An 11,802-nucleotide genomic window follows, 5' to 3' on the forward strand; every position below is an offset into this window, starting at 1 on the left:
GCAAGATGAACAACGCTTTTAAAGCGGCAATCAAGGCCGGGCATCCGCAAATCGGCCTGTGGCTTGGGCTGTGCAGCAGCTACAGCGCCGAACTGCTGGCCGGCGCGGGCTTCGACTGGCTGCTGATCGACGGCGAACACGCGCCCAACAATGTACAAACGGTGCTGACCCAGCTCCAGGCCATTGCGCCCTACCCCAGCCAGCCGGTGGTGCGTCCGTCGTGGAACGATCCGGTGCAAATTAAACAGCTGCTGGATGTCGGCGCGCAAACCCTGCTGGTGCCGATGGTGCAGAATGCCGAAGAAGCGCGGCTGGCGGTAAGCGCCACCCGCTACCCACCAGCCGGCATCCGCGGCGTCGGCAGCGCGTTGGCCCGCGCCTCGCGCTGGAATCGCGTCCCGGATTATATCCACCAGGCCAATGACGCCATGTGCGTGCTGGTACAGATTGAGACCCGCGAAGCGCTGAAAAATCTGCCGCAGATCCTTGATGTCGACGGGGTGGATGGCGTGTTCATCGGCCCGGCGGATCTCAGCGCCGATATGGGTCACGGCGGCAATCCACAGCACCCGGAAGTACAGGCCGCCATTGAAGATGCCATCCAGCAAATCCGTCAGGCCGGTAAAGCGCCGGGGATCCTGATGGCCAATGAACAGCTGGCGAAACGCTATCTGGAGCTTGGCGCGCTGTTCGTCGCCGTCGGCGTCGATACCACGCTGCTGGCTCGCGGCGCAGAAGCCCTGGCGGCGCGGTTTGGCGCGGAAAAAACCGCCCTGGGTTCGTCAGGCGTCTACTAACACCGGGTGACGCTACGCTCATCCGGCCCGGAGCAGCAGCGAATCGCAGGCCCGGTAAGCGCAGCACTACCGGGCAACCCGCAGTACCCTACAAAATTCCCATTAGAGGAAAATAATAATGAGCGATACATCACCTGCCATCCCGGAAAAGTTCGATCCGGCGAATCAGCACAAACAGCTGACGGCGCAGCAGCAGTCGGTTATCAACAAGCTCTTCCGCCGTCTGATCGTGTTTTTATTCGTCCTGTTTATCTTTTCGTTTTTAGACAGGATCAACATTGGCTTTGCCGGATTAACCATGGGGCAGGATCTGGGCCTCAACGCCACCATGTTTGGCCTGGCCACCACCCTGTTTTACGCCACTTACGTCATTTTTGGCATTCCCAGCAACGTGATGCTCAGCATCGTCGGCGCGCGACGCTGGATCGCCACCATCATGGTGCTGTGGGGCATCGCCTCTACCGCCACCATGTTCGCCACCGGACCAAACAGTCTTTATATCCTGCGCATGCTGGTAGGGATCACCGAGGCCGGTTTCCTGCCGGGTATCCTGCTGTACCTGACCTACTGGTTCCCGGCTTTTTTCCGCGCCCGCGCCAACGCGTTGTTTATGATTGCGATGCCGGTGACCACCGCGCTGGGGTCGATCGTCTCCGGCTATATCTTGTCCCTCGACGGTCTACTGAACCTGCACGGCTGGCAGTGGCTGTTCCTGCTGGAAGGCTTCCCGTCGGTGCTGCTCGGCATTATGGTCTGGTTCTGGCTGGATGATTCTCCGTCGAAGGCCAGGTGGCTGACGGCGGAGGACAAAAAATGTCTGCAGGAGATGATGGATAACGATCGCCTGACCCTGGTGCAGCCAGAAGGGGCCATCAGCCATCATGCCATGCAGCAACGCAGCCTGTGGCGCGAAGTCTTCACCCCGATCGTGCTGATGTACACCCTCGCCTACTTCTGCCTGACCAATACGCTCAGCGCGATCAGCATCTGGACGCCGCAGATCCTCAAAAGCTTTAACGAAAGCAGCAGCAATATCACCATCGGTCTGCTGGCGGCGATCCCGCAAATTTGTACCATTCTCGGGATGATCTACTGGAGCCGCCACTCCGATAAATACCAGGAGCGGAAGCATCACACTGCCCTGCCGTTCCTGTTCGCCGCTGCGGGCTGGCTGCTGGCGTCGGCCACCGATCACAACCTGATCCAGTTGCTCGGGATCGTAATGGCCTCCACCGGATCGTTTAGCGCCATGGCCATTTTCTGGACCACGCCGGATCAGTCCATCAGCCTGCGTGCCCGCGCGATCGGCATCGCGGTGATCAACGCCACCGGCAATATCGGATCGGCGCTCAGTCCCTTTATGATCGGCTGGCTGAAGGATATTACCGGCAGCTTCAGCAGCGGGCTGTGGTTCGTCGCCGCGCTGCTGGTGATTGGCGCGGTGATCATCTGGGCTATTCCGATGAAGGGCTCGCGCCCTCGCGCGACACCGTAAGGAGCCGCTATGTGCCAAAGCCCAATCGCCAATATCGATATCAATAAAGATTACGACGAGAGTCTGGGCACCGAAGAGGTGCACTACCAGTCGTTTTCCCGCATGGCGGCCTTTTTTGGCCGCGACATGCAGGCGCATCGTCACGACCGTTATTTCCAGATGCACTACCTTGATACCGGGCAGATTGAGCTGCAGCTTGATGACCATCGCTATTCGGTGCAGGCGCCGCTGTTTGTGTTAACGCCGCCCTCGGTGCCGCACGCGTTTATTACCGAGTCCGATAGCGATGGCCATGTTTTGACGGTCCATGAGGAGCTGATCTGGCCGCTGCTGGAGGTACTCTATCCCGGTACACGGGAGACCTTCGGCCTGCCGGGGATCTGTCTGTCGCTGGCAGATAAACCCGACGAGCTGGCGGCGCTGGCCCACTACTGGCAGCTGATCCGCCGCGAGTCCACCGCCCAGTTGCCCGGGCGGGAACACACCCTGGCGCTGCTGGCGCAGGCGGTATTTACCCTGCTGCTGCGCAACGCCAGGCTCGACGATCATGCCGCCAGCGGCATGCGCGGCGAACTGAAATTATTCCAGCGCTTTAACCAGATGATCGACAGCCACTTTCATCAGCACTGGACGGTACCGGATTACGCCAGGGAGCTGCATCTGACCGAATCACGGTTGACCGATATCTGCCGCCGCTTCGCCAATCGCCCGCCCAAGCGGCTGATATTCGACCGCCAGCTACGCGAGGCAAAGCGGCTGCTGCTGTTCTCCGATAGCGCGGTGAATGAGATTGCCTGGCAGCTGGGGTTTAAAGACCCCGCCTATTTTGCGCGCTTTTTTAGCCGCCAGGTCGGCTGTTCACCCAGCAGCTACCGGGCGCAAAAAGTACCGGTGTCGTAATTCCCCGGTAGCGCTGCGCTTACCTGGGCTACGGTCCACAGGACGGGTCAGCACAGCGCCACCCGCCAAAAGCTGCCGAGATCACAAAATTTAATCCCGCCTGAAAAGTACCCGCCGTTGTCGCAAACGTCCCTTCACGGCAAGCGCAATAACCGCTTCAATTAAACAACAAAAACAAAACATATATTTAACATTATTTTTCCGATAAATACTGAAGAGGCCCCTATGAAACCTGAAGATTTCCGCGCCGACGCGAAACGCCCATTAACCGGTGAAGAGTATTTAAAAAGCCTGCAGGATGGCCGCGAAATTTATATCTACGGCGAGCGCGTGAAGGATGTCACCACCCACCCGGCCTTCCGTAACGCCGCCGCTTCCGTCGCGCAGCTGTACGATGCGCTGCACAAACCGGAGATGCAGGATTCCCTGTGCTGGGGCACCGATACCGGCAGCGGTGGCTACACCCACAAATTCTTCCGCGTGGCGAAAAGCGCCGACGATCTGCGCCAGCAGCGCGACGCCATCGCCGAGTGGTCGCGCTTAAGCTACGGCTGGATGGGCCGCACACCGGACTATAAAGCCGCCTTCGGCTGTGCACTGGGCGCCAACCCGGCGTTTTACGGCCAGTTCGAGCAGAACGCCCGTAACTGGTACACCCGCATTCAGGAAACCGGCCTGTACTTTAACCACGCGATCGTCAACCCGCCGATCGACCGCCACAAGCCGGCCGATGAAGTGAAGGATGTCTACATCAAGCTGGAAAAAGAGACCGATGCCGGGATCATCGTCAGCGGCGCGAAAGTGGTCGCCACCAACTCAGCGCTGACCCACTACAACATGATCGGCTTCGGCTCCGCACAGGTGATGGGCGAGAACCCGGACTTCGCGCTGATGTTCGTCGCGCCGATGGATGCCGAAGGCGTCAAGCTTATCTCCCGCGCCTCCTATGAGATGGTCGCCGGTGCGACCGGCTCCCCGTACGACTATCCGCTTTCCAGCCGTTTCGACGAGAACGACGCGATTCTGGTAATGGATAAAGTGCTGATCCCCTGGGAGAACGTGCTGATTTACCGCGACTTTGACCGCTGCCGTCGCTGGACCATGGAGGGCGGTTTCGCCCGCATGTATCCCCTGCAGGCCTGCGTACGCCTGGCGGTAAAACTGGACTTTATCACTGCCCTGCTGAAACGCTCTCTGGAATGTACCGGCACCCTCGAGTTCCGCGGCGTACAGGCCGACCTCGGCGAAGTAGTCGCTTGGCGCAACATGTTCTGGGCGCTTAGCGATTCCATGTGCTCGGAAGCGACGCCGTGGGTCAACGGCGCATGGCTGCCGGATCACGCCGCGCTGCAGACCTATCGCGTGATGGCCCCGATGGCCTACGCCAAGATCAAGAACATCATCGAGCGCAACGTCACCAGCGGCCTGATTTATCTGCCGTCCAGCGCCCGCGATCTGAACAACCCGCAGATCGACCAGTATCTGGCGAAGTACGTGCGCGGCTCCAACGGTATGGATCACGTTGAACGTATCAAGATCCTCAAACTGATGTGGGACGCCATCGGCAGCGAATTCGGCGGTCGCCATGAACTGTATGAGATCAACTACTCCGGTAGCCAGGATGAAATTCGCCTGCAGTGTCTGCGCCAGGCGCAGAGCTCCGGCAATATGGACAAAATGATGGCGATGGTCGACCGCTGCCTGTCCGAGTACGACCAGAACGGCTGGACGGTGCCGCATCTGCACAATAACGCTGATATCAACATGTTGGATAAGCTGCTGAAGTAATTCACAGCGGGAGGTCATAATGCAATTAGATGAACAACGCCTGCGTTTTCGCGATGCCATGGCCAGCCTGTCGGCGGCGGTTAACGTTGTCACCACCGAAGGCGAAGCCGGTCGCTGCGGCATTACCGCCACGGCGGTGTGCTCGGTGACGGATACGCCGCCATCGGTGATGGTTTGTATCAACGCCAACAGCGCGATGAACCCGGTGTTTCAGGGTAACGGCAAGTTGTGCATCAACGTGCTGAACCACGAACAGGAAATCATGGCCCGTCATTTCGCCGGGATGACCGGGGTGACGATGGAAGAGCGATTTGCCCTCAGCGGCTGGCAGCAGGGCGCGCTCGGGCAGCCGGTGCTGAAAGGTTCACTGGCCAGTCTCGAAGGCGAGATTAGCCAGGTACAAACCATTGGTACCCACCTGGTGTATCTGGTGGAGATCAGGAATATTACCTTGAGCCCGCAAGGGCACGGTCTGATTTACTTTAAACGCCGTTTCCACCCGGTGATGATGGAAATGGAAGTCGCGGTGTAATGGCCTCGCCTGCCTCTCCCCGGATAACGGGGAGGGGCTACATAGATTCGCGTTAGCGTTCCTGCTGGGCAAACTGTGTCAGCGCCGCCTTCTGGTACTTTCCGCCCGTATCGTAGTCCGTCGTCGCCGTCCGGCTCACCTGCGCGCTGATTTGCTCCTCGCTCGGATGGGGATTCCCTCCCGCTACCTATTACGATTTTTCTTGTAGCCCTGGTAATAAATCCACCAACAACCAGTAGCTATCAACGCCCCTGTGAAACATGCAGCTTTTGTATACTTCCATGTATCACTCCAAATCAGCTCAAATGGGATGTGGTAAACCAATAAGAGGTAACCTCTAATGAGCACGTATATAATTAAAAACAATACGATCATTGCTACATTGCAAGCAAAAAATAGATAGAAAAAAATAAAGAACCAAGATTTTCTATTCATTTTTGGTTCCCTTTTTGGAATTTCACACCTGTTTTACCCGCTTGATCATTGAGGATCTCTGTCACCGCACTACCCGAGGCATTACCAGCAATACCAGGTACTGGATTAATCGGCAGCGGTTTGGATATTCCCATCCCGACATCTGTCCAGATCCAGTCTTTCCATGGCTTCATCGGGTTGTAAATTTTATCCATAGGCAGCTCAATGAGTTTTCCTGCACCATAACCCGCCCCAGAGGCCAAACCATTACTTAAGCCACCTGTAAAAGGATTATCCCCTTTCAGATAGCTGGATATTGCACCACCTGCCGCATTCCATCCCACAGTTCCTAACCAACCAGTTTTTGAGGTTGCTGCTCCAACCCAAGTCGCTATCAACGCATCTATGTAATTCACTTCACTAGTCGTGGCATATTGTATTGCAGTATTGGCTCCGCCACTGATGGCAGCTGTTACCAAAGCCCCCTTAGGCAATATGCCTAACCCAACAGTATCTGCCAGATGGGCTGATACTACTGCATTCCCTTCTGCCACATCTTCAGCAAGTTTTCCTTTACAGTCTGTATAGCAGTCTGGCGTCTGCCTGTGAATGATTTCCGCCACATACGGGCTCACTGCGCCACTCGCCGCCTGCGCCAGGTCGCCCCCCGCCAGACCCTGCATCGCCGCCGTTACCGCCTGCGCCACCTTCTGGTACTTTCCGCCCGTATCGTAGTCCGCCGTCGCCGTTCGGCTCACCTGCGCGTTGATTTGCTCCTCGCTCGGACTGCCATTCCCTCCCGCTACCAGCTTCGCCCGCGCCGCTGCCCGCGCCGCCGGGTCGCTCTGCGCCGCCTGCGCGTTCAGCTTGCCCTGCGTCACCAGCACATCACTCACCTGGCGCCCGATTTCACCTGTCTTCTGCGCCGTCGCCAGCCGGTTCTGCTCTTTCTCCTTATCAAATATCGGACTCAGCGTCTGGTTCGCATGCGCCGCATCCCGGCTTAACCCCGTCACGTCCTGCTGCTGATTCGCGCCATCGCGGATAACCGCCGATAACTCGATCCCGGCTCACTAGCCGAGATCTTTACTCAGGCTGGAATTTTAGCCAGCAACTCATTTACTTTTTCAGTATCTTCAGGATGTAACTGAATATACTTTTCACAGGCCAGGCGGACATATTTAAAGCCTACAAATTCAGGAACTATAAGTTCTCCGTCCCATACCCCAAACATTATGCCTTCAAAATGACATTCTGGATCAGGGTCTTCAAAATCAGGGAATGAACAATATGTTTCGTTAACACCGCAGCCTATTTTATTTATAAGATACGGTAACATCCATATGAATTTCCCCTGTAGATTCATTGAATTAAAATAATCCCGAACAACCCATTCAGGATCGTTTTCATAATCTATGTTGTCAAAAATATATTCGTTCATTATTTAGTCACCGGATGAAAATTTTCTACCATTCCTGTCTTTTTATCCAAATAAACTTGGAATTTTATCCCGCCGGCGGTTGCCGTATATTCTCGTTGTCCAGATGCAATAGCTGCTTTGTAACCACTACTTGCAGCTTGCCGCCCCAATTCTAACATTTTTTTGTCAGTAAAGATCTTAGGGTCATAGATTGTTTTGGTAAATATTTTATCCTTATAACCTGTAATATTACCGGCGCGATCGTAAGCGGGTATTTTATATTGAACCTCAGTAATACCCTTCACGCTGCTTTGAGTTTCACCGACAATTTTCACATTTTTCTCACTTACTGTTGAATAGAAAGCATCAGCATTATGACCACCTGTAATACCTTTCTGTTGATTGTATTTTACAACAGAACCCATATGTTCCAGTTGGTCAATTTTAAAACTAATTCCAGATGGATAAGAGGTGTTCTTCGAAACAACCAAAAACGCCTTAGCTGCTACATATTGTACTAACTTCGCTTCACTGGTCGGCACGCCACTTGCCAGGATTTCCGCAGCTCGTTGCGGCGTCATTTCCCCATCCGCCGCCAACGCACTCACCAGAACCCCAAAGAATTCTGCCCAGACAATCATCAGGCCTTTAGCTGCATTCTGTCCGTCCGGTATCTGTCCCTGTGAGTTCTTGAGCAGCGCCGCCGTGAGTTCTTCTGGTGTGGCACCATTCTGGAGCATATGAACGCCGAGCAACTGCTGGGATAAACCCATGTCAGCCATGCCTTTACCGAAATCAATCGGATTCAAAGCATTATTCGCCACCATAAAAGCAATCCCAAGCAGAAATGAGATTGCTTAAAAAGCTAAAATCCTTTTACTTTAAAGAAACGAAGCAGAACAATACCAATACCGAGTATCCCTCCACCTACACCTCCAAGTTTCATACTATGTAAAATCTCACTCCAGGATAAATCAAAGCTACCATTGAGTAGCCATTCTAAAACCGAAAATGTGAGCTTTGTTATAAGTGCTACCATAATAATCCCAATAACACTAAACAAAAAAATACAAACTAAGATGACCATATGACCAATTAGTGCTCGGTAGTAATATTTCATTTTTTATTACCTTCAAGTGCTTTTTCTGTTGCTTTACCACCGATTTCAGAACTCACAGATGCACCTATATCACCAACAGAACCAGGAATATTACTCGGTTTCATTCCTTCTCGAATAATGTCATTGCGGTTAACTTCTGCATATTTCATCCATATAGGGTCATATTTCGGATCCCATCCACCAGTTACCCATTTCCCAACAGTATTTGTAACCTTCTCTGTTCCCCACGAAATCCTTTTACCGATACCATAACCTACAGCAGCACCTCCACCGTTGGTTATAGCTCCAGACAACAGATCCTTGCCATCTATCCAGTTCCCGAACGCCCCTCCGGCAGCATTCCAGCCCACGGTACCCGCCAGGCCATTCCCCATACTGAGCACGTTTACCCAGCCAGCAATAGTCGCATTTGCCGGATCTATCGTGCCATCTGCCAGATAACTGATACCGGCATTTGCACTTGCTCCCAGTCCCCACATTGCCTGAGCACCACCTGGTAACAGGGCCACACTACCCGATGCCAGCGCAAGTCCTACCGCATTACACTCATTTATCGCTTTCTGACATGCCAGCCCGCCTGGGTTATCGGAACAACTCGCCATATCGATGCCGTGCTGGCGAAACCATGCCGCCTGCACATCTTCACTGCCGCTCAGTAAGTTATTCTCAACCGCGTTCTTCCCGGCCTGCGCCCCCGCCACCGCATCCGCGCTGCTGCCTCCGCTAAGCCCACCCATCAGTCCCGCCGCCAGCGTACTCAGCGCGCTTATCGTCGACTTCTGCTCATCCGACAGCTCTTCTGTCTTAACACCCGGATAATATTCCGCCGCTATCCAGCGCCCCAGCAGCTCGCCGCTCACCGCGCCTGCCGCTCCCGTCAGCGCGCTGTTATTTCCCGATGCCGCCGCTATCGCTCCCCACACCGCGTGCGCCATCGCATTGGCTTCCACATTCACCTTGCCCGTCGCGCTGTCCGTCGTCTGGCTGTGAATGATTTCCGCCACATACGGACTCACTGCCCCGCTCGCCGCCTGCGCAAGGTTGCCCCCCGCCAGACCCTGCATCGCCGCCGTTACCGCCTGCGCCACCTTCTGGTACTTTCCGCCCGTATCGTAGTCCGCCGTCGCCGTCCGGCTCACCTGCGCGCTGATTTGCTCCTCGCTCGGGCTGCCATTCCCTCCCGCTACCAGCTTCGCCCGCGCCGCTGCCCGCGCCGCCGGGTCGCTCTGCGCCGCCTGCGCGTTCAGCTTGCCCTGCGTCACCAGCACATCACTCACCTGGCGCCCGATTTCACCTATCTTCTGCGCCGTCGCCAGCCGGTTCTGCTCTTTCTCCTTATCAAATATCGGACTCAGCGTCTGGTTCGCATGCGCCGCATCCCGGCTTAACCCCGTCACGTCCTGCTGCTGATTCGCGCCATCGCGGATAACCGCCGATAACTCGATCCCGGCGCTGGGGCCGGGATCTTTTACTCAATGGGCGTTGCTACATATTCTTCCAGGATATGAACGTCTTCAACATTACATTCTGGATAGATCCATTTTGCCCAGTTGTTGATAACCCATGTTGTACTTAAAGCTCTACCTTCCTTCGAACAACTTTCAGCAGGCAATGCTATTAATATTAAACCTGCTTTATAGCCAGTAGACACAACTAGACCATGAGTATCAAAAAGATCGATAACCATAAAATCTACCCATGACTCATAAGGCCAAACCGCCGGTAATCTAAAAACCGAACCTCTCTTGATAGACTCATTTTTATAATCAACCAATCTCATTATTTCACCTTCAAATTGTGACCGCCCGATTTATCTTGGCTGTTAGGTATCTTTTGCATAGAGAAGTCAACCTCACCTAAGTGCTTCCCTTTCGGTGTCAGAACTTCAAATCGTGCATGTTGCGTATCAAGCGCATAAAGGTTTCCATCTTGATCTTTATACACTTCCCGACCACCATTCATTTGAGTTAATCGATTATCCTTAACCATGCCGTTCTCTGCGGCTACCTTTGGAGCTGTTTGTTTTATAATAGCTACACGCTCTCCCGGCGGAAGACTGACTAAACTTTTCTCGAAGGCGCCGACTGCCTGACCTGTTGCGATTTTAATGGTAGGATCAACTGCCTTAACAACGTTCGGCAATTTCTTACCCGGCAACATAATCCCTGCCAGCATTCCACCTGTGGCTTCCAGCGCAGCCTGATTTCCTCCGGCCGCCTGTTTGACCGTATCCGCAACCGCTGACCAAGTTTCGCTTTTCATCAGCGCGGCAACACTATCGGCCACTGCCTGATTTTTCCCGGCCAGATCGCTCATTGCTCTGCTGCAATAACTGTCGCCCGCAGCACATGAAGCCAGCGCCATTGCTGCATCCGCAACATAATCTGCTGAACCTAATGCTGCATCACTAGTATCTGCAAGGGCGTTAATAATACCGTTTGCGATGGAAGAAGTCGTACCCTCGCCAAGTTTGTCCCTGACCTGAGTTTTCCACCACTCAGCGCTCTCTTTAACTGATTTCCGGGATTCATCCCCGGCCAGAGAGTTATTCTCCACCGCATTCTTCCCGGCCTGCGCACCCGCCACCGCATCCGCGCTGCTGCCTCCGCTAAGCCCCCCCATCAGTCCCGCCGCCAGCGTACTCAGCGCGCTTATCGTCGACTTCTGCTCTTCCGACAGCTCTTCTGTCTTAACACCCGGATAATATTCCGCCGCTATCCAGCGTCCCAGCAATTCGCCGCTCACCGCGCCTGCCGCCCCCGCCAGCGCGCTGTTATTTCCCGATGCCGCCGCTATCGCTCCCCACACCGCGTGCGCCATCGCATTGGCTTCCACATTCACCTTGCCCGTCGCGCTGTCCGTCGTCTGGCTGTGAATGATTTCCGCCACATACGGGCTCACTGCGCCACTCGCCGCCTGCGCCAGGTCGCCCCCCGCCAGACCCTGCATCGCCGCCGTTACCGCCTGCGCCACCTTCTGGTACTTTCCGCCCGTATCGTAGTCCGCCGTCGCCGTTCGGCTCACCTGCGCGTTGATTTGCTCCTCGCTCGGACTGCCATTCCCTCCCGCTACCAGCTTCGCCCGCGCCGCTGCCCGCGCCGCCGGGTCGCTCTGCGCCGCCTGCGCGTTCAGCTTGCCCTGCGTCACCAGCACATCACTCACCTGGCGCCCGATTTCACCTGTCTTCTGCGCCGTCGCCAGCCGGTTCTGCTCTTTCTCCTTATCAAATATCGGACTCAGCGTCTGGTTCGCATGCGCCGCATCCCGGCTTAACCCCGTCACGTCCTGCTGCTGATTCGCGCCATCGCGGATAACCGCCGATAACTCGATCCCGGC

General features: G+C 55.2%; 10 protein-coding genes and 2 pseudogenes. 5 read left to right on the forward strand and 7 right to left on the reverse strand.

Annotated elements, in window-relative coordinates; all coding sequences use genetic code 11:
• Positions 1–5: 5 nt before the first annotated feature.
• From hpaI to CWM61_RS23180, 5 genes are all read left to right on the forward strand, one after another.
• Positions 6–797 carry a 4-hydroxy-2-oxoheptanedioate aldolase gene (gene hpaI / locus CWM61_RS23160; protein WP_074387158.1) on the forward strand — a complete coding sequence of 264 codons (792 nt, stop codon included), beginning with the start codon at positions 6–8 and terminating at the stop codon, positions 795–797.
• Between the two features lie 118 nt (positions 798–915).
• Positions 916–2,292, forward strand: coding sequence for a 4-hydroxyphenylacetate permease (gene hpaX, locus CWM61_RS23165; RefSeq protein ID WP_061155880.1), 1,377 nt, complete (start codon positions 916–918; stop codon positions 2,290–2,292).
• Between the two features lie 9 nt (positions 2,293–2,301).
• Positions 2,302–3,192 (forward strand): 4-hydroxyphenylacetate catabolism regulatory protein HpaA, encoded by an 891-nt coding sequence (gene hpaA / locus CWM61_RS23170; protein WP_061155881.1) that lies wholly within the window; start codon positions 2,302–2,304, stop codon positions 3,190–3,192.
• Between the two features lie 225 nt (positions 3,193–3,417).
• Complete coding sequence (hpaB, locus tag CWM61_RS23175; RefSeq protein ID WP_002887473.1) at positions 3,418–4,980, forward strand: 4-hydroxyphenylacetate 3-monooxygenase, oxygenase component; 1,563 nt, start codon at positions 3,418–3,420, stop codon at positions 4,978–4,980.
• 19 nt (positions 4,981–4,999) lie between these two features.
• On the forward strand, positions 5,000–5,512 hold the full coding sequence (locus CWM61_RS23180) for a 4-hydroxyphenylacetate 3-monooxygenase reductase subunit (RefSeq protein ID WP_012542962.1): 513 nt from the start codon (positions 5,000–5,002) through the stop codon (positions 5,510–5,512).
• A gap of 938 nt (positions 5,513–6,450) precedes the next feature.
• Here the strand turns inward: CWM61_RS23180 and CWM61_RS30230 are convergent.
• The 7 genes and pseudogenes from CWM61_RS30230 to CWM61_RS28730 all read right to left on the reverse strand — a co-directional run.
• A pseudogene (locus CWM61_RS30230) lies at positions 6,451–6,987 on the reverse strand (filamentous hemagglutinin); the annotation flags it as partial.
• A 29-nt stretch (positions 6,988–7,016) separates the two neighbouring features.
• Positions 7,017–7,367, reverse strand: coding sequence for a ribonuclease toxin immunity protein CdiI (gene cdiI / locus CWM61_RS23195; protein WP_100631995.1), 351 nt, complete (start codon positions 7,365–7,367; stop codon positions 7,017–7,019).
• Positions 7,367–8,173, reverse strand: a complete 807-nt coding sequence (locus CWM61_RS23200; RefSeq protein ID WP_319829932.1) for a CdiA family toxin C-terminal domain-containing protein — start codon at positions 8,171–8,173, stop codon at positions 7,367–7,369. Before CWM61_RS23200 ends, cdiI begins: the two co-directional genes overlap by 1 nt.
• Positions 8,174–8,211: 38 nt before the next feature.
• Complete coding sequence (locus CWM61_RS23205; protein WP_100631996.1) at positions 8,212–8,466, reverse strand: hypothetical protein; 255 nt, start codon at positions 8,464–8,466, stop codon at positions 8,212–8,214.
• Positions 8,463–9,908, reverse strand: a pseudogene (locus CWM61_RS23210) (VENN motif pre-toxin domain-containing protein); the annotation flags it as partial. The pseudogene CWM61_RS23210 and the gene CWM61_RS23205, both read right to left, overlap by 4 nt.
• 26 nt (positions 9,909–9,934) lie before the next feature.
• Positions 9,935–10,246, reverse strand: a complete 312-nt coding sequence (gene imm45, locus CWM61_RS23215) for an Imm45 family immunity protein (RefSeq protein ID WP_074387162.1) — start codon at positions 10,244–10,246, stop codon at positions 9,935–9,937.
• Positions 10,246–11,802: VENN motif pre-toxin domain-containing protein (locus tag CWM61_RS28730; protein ID WP_206054236.1), on the reverse strand; the 1,557-nt coding region annotated here is incomplete at its 5' end. The genes imm45 and CWM61_RS28730, both read right to left, overlap by 1 nt.

The organism is Klebsiella sp. K-Nf6 (assembly GCF_002806655.1).
GTDB classification, from domain to species: domain Bacteria; phylum Pseudomonadota; class Gammaproteobacteria; order Enterobacterales; family Enterobacteriaceae; genus Klebsiella; species Klebsiella variicola.